At 62.6% G+C, this 14,903-nt stretch carries 13 protein-coding genes; 1 reads left to right on the plus strand and 12 read right to left on the minus strand.

Translation table 11 applies throughout. The annotated features are described in order from the left end of the window. The first annotated feature begins 83 nt into the window (after positions 1-83). Positions 84-959, plus strand: a complete 876-nt coding sequence (locus tag GDA65_15320; protein MBA5864064.1) for a glycosyltransferase — start codon at positions 84-86, stop codon at positions 957-959. A 50-nt stretch (positions 960-1,009) separates the two neighbouring features. On the opposite strand, the gene GDA65_15325 is transcribed toward GDA65_15320, so the two are convergent. The 12 genes from GDA65_15325 to GDA65_15380 are packed head-to-tail and all read right to left on the minus strand — an operon-like array spanning position 1,010 to position 14,892. Further along, a complete protein-coding gene (locus GDA65_15325; protein MBA5864065.1) occupies positions 1,010-1,909 on the minus strand; it encodes a glycosyltransferase in 900 nt (299 codons plus the stop codon). Then, a complete protein-coding gene (gene rfaQ / locus GDA65_15330) occupies positions 1,906-2,964 on the minus strand; it encodes a putative lipopolysaccharide heptosyltransferase III (GenBank protein MBA5864066.1) in 1,059 nt (352 codons plus the stop codon). Before rfaQ ends, GDA65_15325 begins: the two co-directional genes overlap by 4 nt. Further along, the gene (locus GDA65_15335) at positions 2,961-4,064 is read right to left on the minus strand and encodes a glycosyltransferase (protein ID MBA5864067.1); all 1,104 of its coding nucleotides are present in this window, start codon (positions 4,062-4,064) and stop codon (positions 2,961-2,963) included. Before GDA65_15335 ends, rfaQ begins: the two co-directional genes overlap by 4 nt. A 49-nt stretch (positions 4,065-4,113) precedes the next feature. Then, positions 4,114-4,875: a glycosyltransferase gene (locus GDA65_15340; GenBank protein ID MBA5864068.1), complete on the minus strand. Its 762-nt coding sequence runs from the start codon at positions 4,873-4,875 to the stop codon at positions 4,114-4,116. Positions 4,876-4,916: 41 nt separating this feature from the next. Beyond that, positions 4,917-5,714, minus strand: coding sequence for a glycosyltransferase (locus tag GDA65_15345; protein ID MBA5864069.1), 798 nt, complete (start codon positions 5,712-5,714; stop codon positions 4,917-4,919). Positions 5,715-5,770: 56 nt separating this feature from the next. Then, complete coding sequence (locus GDA65_15350; GenBank protein MBA5864070.1) at positions 5,771-7,912, minus strand: sulfatase-like hydrolase/transferase; 2,142 nt, start codon at positions 7,910-7,912, stop codon at positions 5,771-5,773. Next, a complete protein-coding gene (locus GDA65_15355; GenBank protein ID MBA5864071.1) occupies positions 7,909-9,141 on the minus strand; it encodes a glycosyltransferase in 1,233 nt (410 codons plus the stop codon). The genes GDA65_15350 and GDA65_15355 overlap by 4 nt, the downstream gene beginning before the upstream one ends. After that, positions 9,009-10,052, minus strand: coding sequence for a lipopolysaccharide heptosyltransferase I (locus GDA65_15360; GenBank protein MBA5864072.1), 1,044 nt, complete (start codon positions 10,050-10,052; stop codon positions 9,009-9,011). The genes GDA65_15355 and GDA65_15360 overlap by 133 nt, the downstream gene beginning before the upstream one ends. 24 nt (positions 10,053-10,076) lie before the next feature. Then, on the minus strand, positions 10,077-11,768 hold the full coding sequence (waaF, locus tag GDA65_15365) for a lipopolysaccharide heptosyltransferase II (GenBank protein ID MBA5864073.1): 1,692 nt from the start codon (positions 11,766-11,768) through the stop codon (positions 10,077-10,079). Continuing rightward, the gene (lpxK, locus tag GDA65_15370) at positions 11,761-12,828 is read right to left on the minus strand and encodes a tetraacyldisaccharide 4'-kinase (GenBank protein MBA5864074.1); all 1,068 of its coding nucleotides are present in this window, start codon (positions 12,826-12,828) and stop codon (positions 11,761-11,763) included. The genes waaF and lpxK overlap by 8 nt, the downstream gene beginning before the upstream one ends. Next, positions 12,825-14,180 carry a 3-deoxy-D-manno-octulosonic acid transferase gene (locus GDA65_15375; protein ID MBA5864075.1) on the minus strand — a complete coding sequence of 452 codons (1,356 nt, stop codon included), beginning with the start codon at positions 14,178-14,180 and terminating at the stop codon, positions 12,825-12,827. The genes lpxK and GDA65_15375 overlap by 4 nt, the downstream gene beginning before the upstream one ends. 49 nt (positions 14,181-14,229) lie before the next feature. Further along, entirely contained in the window at positions 14,230-14,892 is a 663-nt protein-coding gene (locus GDA65_15380; GenBank protein ID MBA5864076.1) for a DUF374 domain-containing protein, read from the minus strand. Positions 14,893-14,903 lie beyond the last annotated feature (11 nt).

Below are 14,903 nucleotides of genomic sequence, written 5' to 3' on the forward strand. Positions count from 1 at the left end.
TCGCACCGGTTGGCTGAAAGGCGCGGCGGTTGACTGGTTGGAGCGCCTATGTTACCGATTGACCGCACGAGGAACTTCTAGTTGTGGCACACGTCAGCGTCGTCATCCCCGCCTACAACGGCACCTCCCGATACCTGGAGCAAGCCATCCGCTCGGTCCTGGCGCAAAGTTATGCGGATCACGAGATCATCGTCGTGGACGATGCCTCGACCGATCGCACCGATGCGTTGGTGCGGGCCATTCCTCAGGTCCGATACACGCGCCACTCCCGGAATGCCGGGCAAGCCGCCGCACGCAATACCGGCGCGCGCCTTGCGCAGAGTCCGTACCTGGCGTTTCTGGACCAGGATGATCTCTGGGAACCGACGTTTTTAGAGACGACGCTGGCGATCCTCGAACCGGCCACAGAGGCAGCGCTCGTCCACTGTGACGGTTATCAGGTCAATGAACGGAACGAGATCCTTGAATATGACGCCGCCATGAAACATCAGCGCAGCGTTACGCAGCTGCTCCGCGGCGGACACGATGCCGCCACATCCGGCTCATTGTTCCGAAAAACCTGCTTCGACGCGGTGGGAGGCTACGACGAAGACCTGTCGATCTGGGAAGACATCGATCTCGCCATTCGGCTCTATGGGCCCGGGCGATTTATCTATGTCCCGCAACCCATGTACCGTCATCGGCTGTACGGCCACAATGCGTCGAGAGATATTCCCTCCCTGCGCGCACTGGACGGCCGCCGGCGATTTCTCGACAAACATGCCGCCGCCTGCCAGCCTGGGACGCCGGAAGGCGAAGCCCTCGCGAACGACTGGGCCATTTATTATGCCGATCTTGGCAAGCATCACCTGCGAGCGCATGCTCCTCAGCAGGCGCGGCAGGCATTTCGCCTCGCCCTGCATCACCAACCGCTCAACGTCAAAACCTGGTCCCGGCTTCTCAGGTCGTACTTTGTCTAGCCGTAGCCGAGGCTGCGCAACGCGCTGAATGGAACGTGACGCGACTACGGTCAGGACGTCCAGGTGCGCAGCCAACGCGTATAACATCGAATCCGGGTCGGAGCCTTGCGGATCGCCTTCCGATACTGGCTCCGCGCCTCGGCCGCCCGGCCTGCCCGTTCTGCGGCCGCGCCCTTCAGCAGATAATAGTTGGCCCATTCCCGATCCAGCGCGGCGCGTTGTGCGGTCGTCAGCGGCGCAAACCCTTCGAGGCGCATCAGAAAGCGATCCCGGCTGGCCAGCACCCGCTCCCGATGAGTCTGCTCATCGAAGGCCATGTCCCGATAGCCATGCCCCCGTTGCAGCTTGGTGACCAGCACCTGATCGATGCATTCGAAGGCGGTCACCCGGAATAGCCTGATTGTCAGGTCGGAATCTTCCGATCCATACAGTTCCGGATCCAACCGCCCCACCTGGTCGAGCACGTTCTTCCGGATCAACAAAGTCGAGGGCAAGGCCACATGGCCTCCGGCGAAGGCCTGCACCATCGGCTCGCGGCTCGAACGGGCGGTGACGCGCTCTTCCAGAGTTCCGTCTTCAAAGCGCACGTCAAAATCCGTATGGACCACTCCCACATCCGGACGTGCGCGCATGACCGCCAACTGCGCGGCCAATTTGCCCGGCAGCCACTCATCATCGCAGTCCAGCAGCGCAACATACTGCCCGCGCGCCGCTTCAATACCGTAATTGCGGCTACGGGCCGGTCCGCCGTGGCTGCGCTGAAACCACCGGATGCCGTCGCGCTGCTCCAGACGCTTCAGCACGTCTTGCGTCCCATCCGTCGATCCGTCATCGACCACAAGGATCTCCACCTCGCGGTGCCCCTGTGCCCGAACGCTGGCCACCGCCTTTGCGACAAACGGCGCCCCGTTGAAGACCGGGATGACGACACTGACCAACTCATCGTTCACGACACCACCCTCGCACCCTTCCGGTCGAGAATCCGGCCGGCCGCTTCGAACACCTCATCGACCGTGATCTGGCGCATGCAGCTGTCGTCGCCGCGCAAACAACTGGGATGGTAACAGGCCCGGCAATCCAGACCTTTATAGATCACCTGCGTCAGTCCGCCGCGCGGTCCCCACCGTTCCGGATAGGTGGGCCCGAACAACGCGACCACCGGAGTGCCCACTGTCGCGGCAATATGCATGGCGCCGCCGTCGTTGCCCACGAACAAGGCGCACTGTTTCACCAGCGCGGCGTACTGCAACAGGGAAAACTTGCCCGCCACGACGAGTGGCGCGCAATGCGTGTTGCGGGCGACTTGTTCGGCGACCTCACGTTCCCGTTGATCCCCGCCCAGCAGAATCCGGCAGTTGAACCGTTCAACGAGACGATCAGCCAGCTGAGCAAACCGTTCAGGAGGCCAGACTTTCAACGAATACCGCGCGCCCGGTTGCAGGAGCACCAGCGGCGGGGAATGCTCCCCGGCCAATCCATGTTCTTTCAGCCATTGGTCTGTCATCTGCTCCTCCGACTCGGAAACAGAGACCGATGGCATCCCTCGTTTAGGCTCGAGGCCCAGCGCCCGGAGAGCGCAGAGGTCGTACTCCACTCGATGCTGATCCTCTGAACGCGGTTTCGCCACCTGGCTGTACAGCAGCCCCCGCCAGCGATGTTCCGCATTAAATCCGATGCGGATGGGCGCCCCGGTCGCGAAGCTGATGACGGCGGAACGGTCCCCGTCGGTCAGGTCGATCACGCAATCAAAACTCCGCTCTCGAAGCCGATAGACAAACTTGCACTGGGCATTCCATGCGCCCTTCTCAAGACACAACACCTCGTCCACATCCGGATGATGCGCGAGCACCCCTTCCGTCCCGCGATTGACCAACATGGTGAGCCGGGCGTCGGGAAACGCGTCCCGCAATGCGCGTAACACCGGCGTCGACAACAGCACATCGCCGATGTGCCGCAACTTGATGATCAAGATCTTCTTCGGATGCAGCATGCCAATGGGCGTCATCTACAGAGCTCGCGATAGAGGGCGCTAGTCGACGCGGCCGCGCGCTGCCACGTAAAGAGCCGGGCCCGTTCGTATCCGCGCCGCCGCAGGCTCCGTTGAAGATCCGCGTCGGACAGGATGTTCACCATCGCCCGGGCCAATCCCTCCACATCGTCGGGATCGACCAGCAACGCCGCGTCACCCGCCACCTCCGGCAACGACGAGGTCGAGGACGTAATGGTCGGCGCCCCGCAGGCCATCGCCTCCAGCACCGGCATGCCGAATCCTTCATAACGGGAGGGGAACACGAATACATCGGCGCAGGAATATAAACGGCGCAGGTCTTCCCGGTCGAGACGCCCGGTGCAACGAACCTCCTGCTCCAAGCCGAGCGACTGAGCCGTCGCGGCATAACTACCCTGCGGATGGTCCGCGTCCCCTACCAGCACGATGGCTCGCCCCCCCAACTGCGAGCGGCACTTCGCCACCGCTTGCAAAAATCCCGCGTGGTTTTTTCTCGGGTCCGCCCCGCCAACGAAGAGAATGAAGCCGGCCGGAGGGATGGACCAACGTGTCCGTAACTCCGCTTTGATCTGCTCGTTGCACAGAGGGGTGAAATCTTGAGAGACGCCGTTATGGATGACCGTGACATGGTCCCGCGAAATGCCATACAGGGACTCGATCTCCCGGGCCGAAAACTCCGACACCGTCACGACCTTCCGCGCCCGCTTGGCCGTCGCGATGGCCCGCCGGGATGAGCCCGCCTGCCCCAACAGTTTGCGTGAATATTCAGGGCGCCGGGCCAGCCACAGATCATGGATGGTGACAATACCCCCGTACCGTCCCGCCGTGTGCATCTTAAAGTTTGGACCGTGATAGAGGTCCAGGCGATCCCACCGGCCTCGCCAGGACAGCAGCCACCGCGGCGTCTCGATCCACCGCATGCGTGACGCCGTCGGCCAACCGCTGAGTCGGCCGGCTCGCAGCGATCCGGGCCGGAGGTATCCGACATAGTCAGTCTTCTCGTCCAGTTCCAGCAGGGCTTTGAGCAGATGATGGGTATGCCAGCCAACCCCGCCCTTGTCTCCCACCAGTGAGGCCGCGTCGATCCCGATACGCATCAGAAGAAAGAGCCCTCAGCCGAAGGGCGACGGGAAGTGACGCGTGCGATCATACGCCGCGCCTGACGTTCAACCGCTCCCAGGCTTTGGCGTACTTCACAAAGGTATGGAGGCCGGCAAACATGGCCACCACCAGCCCGTGCACGCCGTCGCGATATCCGCCGCGCGTGAACAGCGTTTTCAGAATGGTCCCGATGTGATGGGCGCCAATGGTCCAGCCGCTGATATGGCGGACACGCTTCAGCTTTTCATCGGCGCCCAGCGTGGTATACCGCATCATCTTGCGGATGTGGTGATTCACGGTCGGCATGCTGTAATGAATGAACGGCTCTCGAAGCCGCTCCCGCCGTCCGCTCAACGCGAGGTTTTCGTGCAGCCGCACGTCGTCGTATCTCCCGGCCGTCTTGCGGAACAGCCGCAATTGATAGTCCGGGTACATTCCGCCGCCTTGAATCCATTTCCCGTAGAAAAAGTTCCGGCGGGGGATTTCGTAGCCGCCGATATCGGCTGGCGGACGACCGGCCAACACCGCCTGAATCTCCAGGCGCAGGGCGTCCGGCACCCGTTCATCGGCATCCACCACCAGGATCCAGTCGGCTCCGGCTTGGTCGATCCCGAAGTTCTTTTGCGGCCCGTACCCGGGCCAAGGCCGGACACACACCCGAGAAGTCACCTGCTTCGCCAACTCGACGGTTCGATCCCGGCTTTCGGCATCCACCACGATGAGCTCATCAACCCAGCGCAGGGACTCAAGACAATCCGTAATGTTGTTTGCCTCGTCCTTGGTGATCACCACCGCCGCGATCGTCATGCTGCTCCGTCCTGCGCCTTCCGGATCTCGTAGATGCGCGCTTAGCCTTGTTTCAGCGGCGCAGCATTAGTCGGCTGCGGGACCGTCTGCGCCTGAAGCTCCCAGAACCGCGCATATTTGATGAACGTGTAATAGGCGTAGAGACCGGACAAAATGAGGCCCGGCACCCCGTCCAGACACCCCTTCCGCCCGACATACATTTTCACGAAGGTAAAACAGGGATGCGACACCAGCTGATGCCACGAAAACGATCGCCCCTGTTCCACCATACGCCGGGCCATCAGATCGGAATACCGCTCCTGCTTGGCCAGAAAATGGTCGATGTCCCGGAATGGATACTGGAGCGCGGCGGCCGTCATGTAGCCCAGTCGCCCGTCCAGGTCGAAACTCTCATGGACGAGTTCATCCCGATAGCGCAGCTTGCTTTTGCGGAACAATTGCGGTTGCCGGTAGTCGGGAAACCAGCCGCAATGTTTGATCCAGCGCCCGAGGAAGTAATTCTTTCGCGGCACGTAATAGGCGTCGGCCTCCGGCCCCGCGGCCAGGAGGCGCCGAATCTCCTCGCGCAGTTCGGGAGTGGCCCGTTCGTCTGTGTCCAGACTGAACACCCAGTCGTGCGCCGCATGCGCCAGGGCTTCGTTCCGGAGGCGGCCGAACCCGTGGAAGTCATGCTGGTAGACCTTATCCGTGAACTCGCGACTGATGCGTTCGGTGCCGTCGGTGCTATGAGAATCCACCACGATGATTTCATCCGCCCAGGTAATCGATTCCAGGCAAGCCCGCATGTTGGGTTCATCATTGTACGCAATGACGACAGCCGATACCGGTAGACGATCCACGGAAAGAGGTTCCTCTCAACTCGCTTCGACGATGGGCTTTGGGCGCTGACTGGTTATCACAATCGGGTCCCGAACTCCCGCCAAGACCAGAGACGGTTGGCATCCAACGCCATATTGGCCACTTCATATAACGCCATCAACTCCCGATCACGGGAAGGCGAGAGTTGTCCGCCGCCCGTCCGTTCATGGGGCATTGGCTCGAAGTTCAGCGTGGCTTCCTGAAAGGTTTCCGTCGCAAACGAATACAACAAGAGGCCCTCTGCGCTCGCAAGCCCGACCAGGTTGTCGTACACGCTCGTAAGATAGGCCACCTGACCGGGCAGACAGTCGCGCACCAGCAGGCAGCTCAGATCATGTCCCGCAAACGAGCCCATCGCCGGCAGTCTCCCGTTCAAGGACAACAGGGTCGGCGCCAGATCTACCTGACTGGCGATTGTGCTCACGGTCCGGGGCCGGTAGGTCGCAGGGGTCCGCAGCGACTCGTCCATCCAGATGAACAGCGGTGAGGCAAAATGCCCGGCCTTTCGTTCGATATCGGAACTACCCACCGGTTCATGCCGGCCGTGATCGCCCAGAATGACGACGACGGTATTCCGCAGTAATCCTTCACGGACAAGCCTGGTAAAAACCCGTTCGAGTTCGAAATCCGTATAGCGCAACGCCGCGACATACTTGTCCTGTACCTGTTGCTGAAGCCACTGAACCTCCGGATGGGTCAGGGGCGCAGCGAAAGGATGATGCGTCGAGAGGGTCAGCGTGGTCAGAAAAAACGGCTTCCCCTGGGATTGGCGCTGTTTGATCCGCTCGTAACAGAGGTCGAACAGCGCGCCGTCAACGATGCCCAGTCCAGCCCGTTCCGCATTGGCGGGGAAGTCCCCCTCGTCCCGCAATTGTTGCAGGCCGTTGCGGGCCGCGAACGTCTGGAGCCGGTTCAGGTCCCGATGCTGCCCGATCACCATTTCCGTACTGTATCCCTGACGTTGCAGAAGGGACGGCAGGCAGAGGTAGTCGTGAGCGTACCGCGTCTTCATCGCGGCGGCGCCCTGCCGCGGAAACGTGCTGCAGAGCGTTGCGAACAGTCCCCGGGAGGTTTGAACCCCGTTCGAAAAAAAGTTCTGAAAATAGACGCTGTCCTGTTTCAGCCGGTCCAGAAAGGGGGTGCCCTTCACCTCGCCATAGGTCCGTCCTAGATACCGGCGATCCAATCCTTCGAGAAACAGCAGCAAAATATTGGCCGGCTCCGGTAATCGAACGCCATCGGGAGAAGGCGACGTCGTCCGCACAAACGGATAGCGGGAATCCACAAACGTCTCGCCGGGGCCCAGCAGTTGTTGAGCGGTCCGCACGGCAGCGTCATAGGGCATGGCCTCCGTATTCGCCCGCCGTTCGATCGGATTGCGCGACACCACCGCAATGCGCAAGGCTTCGGCGGCAAACAGCACCGGGTTCTGCGCCAGCGTGTAATAGACCATGCTGCCGATCGGCGCGATGCGAATGCCATAGGGACCGGAATGGTGAAACCCGGCGCCTCCGGCTACCAGGGCCACAACCAGGAGCGCATTGGCCTGAAAACCCGAGCCCGGCCGCCACCGGTCCAGCGCCGGCACGACCACGCTGGAAAAACTCCACCACCACACACCAATGCCCGCCGCTTGAATGGCCAGAAACAGCGCCAGCCGCCAGGCCCATTTCCCGGTCGCCTCTAATTCGGCGCTGGTCTGCTGCATCGCCTGCACATTTGTCCCCTCCGTCGTCGCAGCCGGCGCGAGGAGATCACCGATGTACTCCAGAAATACAAAATCCATGTGCTGGCGATTGAATCCGTAGTACCCCATATCCACACAGAGGAGCGCAAACAGGAGCAAGCCGGCGAGCCCGCACCCCACATGTAATGCCGGGCGAAACGAGAGCGCAAAGACTCGCGGGGATTGACGCAGGGCGGTCCATCCGTGCCTCAGCAGAACATAGACGCCGGCCCCGATCCCGGCGAGCGCCAGGGCGAAGGTGGCGGTGATGAAATCTCCTCGCACGCCGACCAGGAGGGTCTTGAGCAGGAGCCCAGGCGCAGGCGTCTCTTGTTCGAGCGCATCGCGCAAGAGAAACACCCGCTCCGCCATTTGGATGACGACGAACAGGATCCACCAGAACAATACGCTCTTGCGGATAGACGCCCGCGCCTCGGCCCATCGCTGCATCATGACGCAATGACCTTCCGATAGACCCGCTCCAATTCATCCACCATCCGGTCGATCGAATAGGACTGCTCCACGGTGTGACGCCCGCGTTTCCCCATCGCCGCCCGCAGGTCGGCATCCTTCAAGAGGCGAACGATCCGGTCGGCCAACGCATCGGGGTCGCGCGGTGGAACGAGCATCCCCGACTCTCCGTCGGCAATCACATCGGGAATCGAACCGGTGGTCGTCGACACGACCGGCAGGCCGACCGCCAGGGCCTGCATCAGCACCTGGGGAATCGTATCGCCTTCCACCGTGGGAATCACAAACAGGTTCAACGACCGGAACACATCCAGCAGATCGTCGCGGAATCCCAGCATGCGGACATCGGTCGTCAGCCCGAGTCGTTCGATCTGGGCGCGAATATTCTGCTCCTCCGGCCCTTCTCCTACGATGAGGAATGCCGTCGCCGGATGTTGCTTCAACACCTTGGCTGCCGCGTCGACCAGGTAGCGATGGCCTTTATAGTCCCGCAGATAGGAAATCATCCCGACCAGTAAGTGCCCTTGCGGGATGCCGAGTTCGGCGCGGATATCCTGCTTGGGTTGAGCCGGTGAAAACTGTTCGACATCCAAGCCGATCGGAAACGCCGCCACACGATCCGGCGACAGGCCGTCTCGATGGATCAGGTCCTGCCGGTTTCGTTCCCCGCCGGTGACGATCACCATGTCGAACAGGCGCCGGTACAACAGATGCGTAGTGGCATTGTCATTGAGCGGCGCCGAGATGTGGCGCGTGCGAATGACCTTCGGGCGCGGGTTGAGGAGACGCGCGGAGAGGGTTGCGATCCAGCTGTCCCGCGAGCTGTTCACATGGACGAGGTCGGGGCGCTCCCGCTGAAGCAACCGGCGGAACGCGAGGATGGATACAGGCAGGCGCCATTGCCGCATGACGAACGGCTCCACCGGAAGCCCGCGTTCTCTCGCCATCGCCATGATGGGACTGCGCGGCTCCAACACCAGGCGGATGTGATGGCCGCGCGCCACCAATCGTTCGGCATGCAGCAGGACAGCGAGTTCCTGCCCGCCGACCGCCATACTGGATTCCGCAATAAGAATCTTCACGATGATCCTGCTTGGCCTACTCGTCCCAGCTGCTGCTGCACAGCGCGCACGACTTGCTCCGGTGTGACGCCGGTCAGGCATTCGAGCGCGACGGCCCGCGAGCACTCGCGGCGAAAACAGGGCCTGCATTCGACCGCGTTGGACAAGACAACATGCCCCGGACCATAGGGGCCTGTTTTCACCGGATCGGTCGGCCCGAACAGCGCCACCACCGGAGTGCCGACCGCCGCCGCGATATGCATCGGACCGGAATCGTTTGTCACCAGCACGGCCGCGCGGCGCAACAAACCGGGCAGCAAGCCTACAGGGGTCTGTCCCGTCAGATCAACCGCTTTCGTGCGCATACGCGCCATCACGGCACGCGTCTCCGGTCGCTCCGCCGGGCCTCCCATAAAGACTACCGGTATGCCCTGCGCGTCGGCCAGTTGATCTGCCGCCGCGGCAAACTGCTGCGGCGGCCAGCGCTTCGTCTCCCAGCGAGCGGACACGTTCATCGCGATCCATGGCGCCGGGGCAATGACGCCGGCTGCTGTGAGCAGCGCTTCCGCGGCCTGCCGGTCTTTAGGCTGATCAATGAAATCAAAGCGCGGCACGTTCGGACGCGCCGCACCCAGCGCTTCCGCCGCCAACAGATACCGGTCCACGGCATGCATCGATGCGGCTGGCACAGCCACCCGCTGCGTATAGAAATACGGACTTCCCTCCCGCGCATTGGCGAATCCCACGCGCCGGCCACAGCCGGTCAGCCAGGCCATGGCGCCGCTTCTGAACAACCCTTGCAGATCGACGACCAGATCAAACCGGGCCGCGCGGAGGTCCGGCACCCGCCCCAACCAGCCCATCAGCCCCCGCTCAACCGCACAGACGTGATCGACTCCCTCGATCATCTCCACCAGCGAGGCCCATTGCCGTTTGACCAGCCATGTCACGGCGGCTTGCGGAAATTGCGCGCGCAAGGCGGCCAGGGTCGGCATCGCATGCACGATGTCGCCAAGTGAACTCGGCTTAATGAGCAGGATTCGGCGGACTGGCTCGGTCATTCGGCCACCAGGGATGATGCTCGGTCAGCGCGTCATGTCGGCGACCGGCTTGCTCGTCGCATGGGCAATGGTCCATTCCACCGCAGCCGGCAAGTCAGCGGCGACATGGTCCGGGGAGAGATCCCGCGACGTCAGCTCGGCCAACGCCTCCGCCCCGGACGGGCCGGTCATGACCAGGACGGCGCGCGCACCCACCTGCCTGGCCAATTCAACATCGCGCGCGCTGTCTCCGACGACATAGGCCCGGCTCAGGTCCACCTGCAATTCGGCCAGGGCCCGATCGACCATACCCCGGGACGGCTTCCGGCAGTTACATCGATCGTCCGGATGATGGGGACAGAAGTACAACCCGTCGAGCGTCACCCCGTCTTCGGCCAGCAGGAGTCGCAACTTGGCATGGATCGCTTCAAGGTCCTTTAAGCTGAAGTATCCCCGCCCTACTCCGGACTGATTCGTCACCACGATCAGCTTTGCGCCGCCGCCTTTCAGTCTGGCGAGCGCCGCACCCACACCGGGCAGCAATGTGAATGCTTCCGGTGTCTTCACATATCCTGTGTCGACATTCAACGTCCCGTCACGATCCAAAAACACAGTCACTCCAGCCAGCGCCGTGGGTGACAGGACCGGTGTCGCCTCTTCGGGCTCACTGACCGGGGGAGGGGCCGCGAGCGGCAGATGGCGCAACGCCGCTCCATACACCTGCTCCACTGTCACGCCGGTCATGCACCGGTGATCGATGGGACATTCCCGTAGCAGGCATGGCGCGCAAGACACCGGTTGCCGGACCAGCTGAGCATCGACGCCGAACGGCGACGTCGTCTGCCAATCGGTCGGACCGAACACCGCCACCAGGGGGACATTGAAGGCGGCCGCCACATGCATAGGACCCGTATCGTTCGTCAGAAACAACTGGCACCGCTTCACCAGCGCCATCAATTCCCGCACCGTGGTCTGCCCTGAGCAGACGACCGTGCGGGTGTTGATCCGGTCGGCGATGGCTTTCCCCAACGGTTCTTCGCCTTTGGCGCCAACAATGGCGACACCGACGCGGGCCCCCGATTGTGACTGCGCGTCCTTCACGACACGATTGACGGCTTCGGCATACCGGTCCGGCAACCATCGTTTGGCATGGCCGTAGGTCGACCCGGGATTCACGCCGATGACCAGATCCGACGGTCCGATTCCGGCGTCAGCCAACCGGCGGGCAATCAACGCGGATTCTTCCGGCGTCACGAACAGGCGGGGCGCCGGCGCAGGCCCTTGTCCCCCTAAAGGCTTGAGCAGGTCCCAATAGTATTCGACGTGATGTTTCATCGCGCGACGGGGCGGGACGCCGACCGGATCGGTCAGTAATAGACTCCGGCCATCCGTGGCATACCCGAATCGGCGAGGAATGCCAGCCAGGAAGCTGATCAGCGCCGCCTCAAACGCATTCTGAAACAGAATGGCGAGATGAAACCGGTGACGACGTAAGACGCCGGCCAGGGTCCACTTGCCGGTCAACCCCGCATGACGTCCCCGGTCGTCATACACCAAGGTGCGATTCACCGCCGGATGCTGCGCGAGCAGATCCGCGATGGCCGGCTTCACGAGGAGCGTGATCTCGGCCTGCGGAAACAACGCGCGCACCTGGCTTAAAGCCGGTTCGCACATGACGGCGTCGCCCAGCCAGTTGGGACCGCGGACGACGATGCGCCGGATCTCTTCCTTACGCATGGCTCGCCGGCCTGCCTTCCGGATCGAGACGCAAGAGGCGCTCCAGCCGCTCCTGCCCGGAGATAATCTGCGTGCGAAGCCGGACGGCCCAACAGTCGTCAGCCGCGTTCAGAAACGGCGCCACCTTGTCGGCGTCTTTCTCCGTCGTCACCAACAGATCGACACTGCCGGCTGCGGCTCTGGCACGAATTGTTTCCATCATGGCATGGGTATAGTGCACATGGTCGGGAAATGCCAGCGTCTCGATGACGGTGATGCCCAACTTCGCCACCAGTGCGTGAAAAGACCCGGCATTTCCGATCCCGCTGAACACCACTGCCGAGCGGCCGTGAAAGGCCTCCAGCGGACGTTGCTCATCCCGTCCCACCCGCCGGAAGTCTTCAGCCGGAAACCCCACACAGACTGGAGGCGGAAGGGTCGGACAGGCCCGCAGCAGTCGCCGCCAGATCTGGTCCCCTGCCTGCTCGCGATCGACCCTGGTGAGAAGCACCGCCGACGCGCGGGCGGCCGCCGAAAGGGGCTCCCGCAAGCGACCAGCCGGCAACGCCGCTCTAAGCCCGGCAGGATCCGTGGCATCCACCAGCAGCAGATTCACATCGCGGTGGAGCTGCACATGTTGAAATCCGTCATCCAGCACAAAACAATCCACCGGCAGACGATTCAGCACCCATTGGCCGAGCGCATACCGGTCCGCACCAACTGCCACAACCGCATGAGGACAACGCCGTGCCATGAGATACGGTTCATCACCGGCCTCGTCCGGTCCCACCAACACCTGCTGCCCGTCCGACACCAGCAATTGTGGAGCCTTGCTGCGCCGCCGGTACCCGCGGCTCAAGATGGCGACGCGTTTGCCTTGAGCGGTCAACTGGTCGACGACATGCATGACGACCGGCGTTTTTCCCGTTCCGCCCACGGTGAGATTTCCGATGCTGATCACGGGGCGGGGCAGCCGATGCGTCCGAAACCAGCCCCGGTCGTATCCCCACAGGCGGACCCTGGCCGCCAGCTCATACGGGTATCCCACCCATCGCAACCAGGATTGCAGCATCGGCGTCATGACGAATGCGGTCGCGACAACGCTTGTCGGGGCGCGCCTTCGGATTCCGTCGACGTTCGCGGTGGTGGAAGAACGGTGGCAATGAATTCCGCACTGCGCTGAAGTGCACCCTGGTTATCCGCGACCACCTGCTGCGCCGCGTGTCCCATCCGTTCCAAGGCGCCTGAGTTGGTGAGCAGTTCCCGCAGGCCTTGCGCAAGGCCCTGAACTCCCTCCACGACGCGCCCCCCCCGCGCCTTCAGCAAGAGCGCCGCCACTTCGGCGCAATGATCGGTATGCGGCCCGAACAGCACCGGTTTTCCCCAGACAGCCGGCTCCAACAGATTGTGCCCGCCTATCGGAACCAGTGTGCCGCCCACAAAGGCCGCCACGGCATCCCGATACAGCAGCGCCAATTCGCCGCGTGTGTCCAACACCACCACGCGCGGCCCGGTTCCGGATATCAATCCGGCACTGCCGGCGCTACGCCGGGACACGGCCAGTCCCTTGGTTCGCACCATCTGTTCAACCTGCGCGGCCCGTTCGATATGCCGGGGAGCAAGCACCAGGCACAGGTCGGGAAAATCTTTGCACAAAGACTGATAGGCGTCGACGATGATTTCTTCCTCACCGGGATGAGTGCTTCCCGCGACCACTAACCGCTCGCCTTCGCTAAACCCCAGTGCCTGCTTTGACACGACCGTGCCGCCGGCGGCAGCTTGCGGAACAGGCTGGTCGAACTTGATATTGCCGGTGCAACGGACCCGCGACGGATCGGCCCCCAGGTCAATCATGCGCTGCGCATCACGCTCCGATTGCATGAGGCAACAGGTGATCATGTTCAGCATCGTCCGATAAAAATCCCGAATCACGGGTAAACGTTGCCGCTCAAACGACCGTGTGGAGAGCCGTCCGTTCACCAGGACCGATGGAATATGGCGCTGCCGCAGGCTCCGGAGGAGATTGGGCCAGAGCTCGGTCTCGACGAACACATACAGATTCGGCCTGAGATGATCGATCGCGCGATTGACCACCCAGGGAAAATCCAACGGCGCGTACCGGTGTTCCGCCAGGCCTTCCAGGCGCTGCTCGACCGCTTCGCGTCCCGTTTCGGTCACGGTCGAGACCACCAATCTCGCCTCGGGATACCGCCGGCGAAGCTCCCGCACCAGCGGCGCCACCGCCACCACTTCGCCCAAGGACACCGCGTGAATCCAGATGCAGGTCGTCGCCATGCCGGGCTTGACCGGCGGTTCCGCGAGCAGACCCAGCCGCTGAGACAATCCGCGCCGGCACCGCTGTTTCGCCAGCAACACGCACAGAATGACCGGGGAGACAAGGAGGAGCAGACCGTTGTAGAGCAGGTACCACATTACGGACGAGCCCGCCGGGCCGCCGCATCGGCCTCGATCGTCATGCGGTTCAGGGTCTCTTCCAATTCCCTGCGCAGGCGCTCCAGGTCGTCAGCGGATGCCTCGGGCGGCACGGAAAGCGGCGACCCGATGAGGAAGATCCCCTGCGAGAACGGATAGGGCATGATGAACCGGTCCCAGCTCGCGAAGAGTTTTTTTTTGAGCAGCCGAACGCCATGGGGACAATCGGCAAGCCGGTGGCCCTCGCCAACTGCACCACACCCACCTTCGCGACCTGCCTGGGCCCTTTCGGTCCATCGGGAGTCAACACTAAGTTGCCGCCTGACCGTCCAAGGCGAACAAGCCGGCGAAAAGCCTCCGCGCCGCCTCTGGTGCTGGAGCCCCGCACCGCGTCCAACCCGAAACGCGCCACAATCCGGCAGATCAACTCGCCATCCCGGTGCTGACTGATGAGGATATGGGCCTTAAGGCCGGGGATGGCCAGCGGCATCATCAATTGCTGGGCGTGCCAAAAGGTGAGAATTGCCCGCTGGCCCTGCGCGAATATCCTGGACACATGCTCCCCGCCTTCGGTCCGCCACCTCATCGTGCGTCGCAGCAGTTGAATCACAGCATAACCGACAGGCGGCACCACTGCGACTTTGAGCGCATTCGTCACGCGCTTCGTCAACGCCTGTTTCTGCTGGGGACCAGACGAGGAACTGTTTGTCATGGAATCGCTCA

This window comes from Nitrospira sp. CR1.1 (genome assembly GCA_014055465.1).
Lineage (GTDB): Bacteria > Nitrospirota > Nitrospiria > Nitrospirales > Nitrospiraceae > Nitrospira_A.

Bases quoted from the DNA above. Each gene is read 5' to 3' on its own strand.
- rfaQ (MBA5864066.1), bottom strand. From the start codon at position 2,964: ATGACGCCCATTGGCATGCTGCATCCGAAGAAGATCTTGATCATCAAG.
- GDA65_15335 (MBA5864067.1), bottom strand. From the start codon at position 4,064: ATGCGTATCGGGATCGACGCGGCCTCACTGGTGGGAGACAAGGGCGGG.
- GDA65_15340 (MBA5864068.1), bottom strand. From the start codon at position 4,875: ATGACGATCGCGGCGGTGGTGATCACCAAGGACGAGGCAAACAACATT.
- GDA65_15350 (MBA5864070.1), bottom strand. From the start codon at position 7,912: ATGATGCAGCGATGGGCCGAGGCGCGGGCGTCTATCCGCAAGAGCGTA.
- GDA65_15355 (MBA5864071.1), bottom strand. From the start codon at position 9,141: ATGCAGGCCCTGTTTTCGCCGCGAGTGCTCGCGGGCCGTCGCGCTCGA.
- GDA65_15360 (MBA5864072.1), bottom strand. From the start codon at position 10,052: ATGACCGAGCCAGTCCGCCGAATCCTGCTCATTAAGCCGAGTTCACTT.
- waaF (MBA5864073.1), bottom strand. From the start codon at position 11,768: ATGCGTAAGGAAGAGATCCGGCGCATCGTCGTCCGCGGTCCCAACTGG.
- lpxK (MBA5864074.1), bottom strand. From the start codon at position 12,828: ATGACGCCGATGCTGCAATCCTGGTTGCGATGGGTGGGATACCCGTAT.
- GDA65_15375 (MBA5864075.1), bottom strand. From the start codon at position 14,180: ATGTGGTACCTGCTCTACAACGGTCTGCTCCTCCTTGTCTCCCCGGTC.
- GDA65_15380 (MBA5864076.1), bottom strand. From the start codon at position 14,892: ATGACAAACAGTTCCTCGTCTGGTCCCCAGCAGAAACAGGCGTTGACG.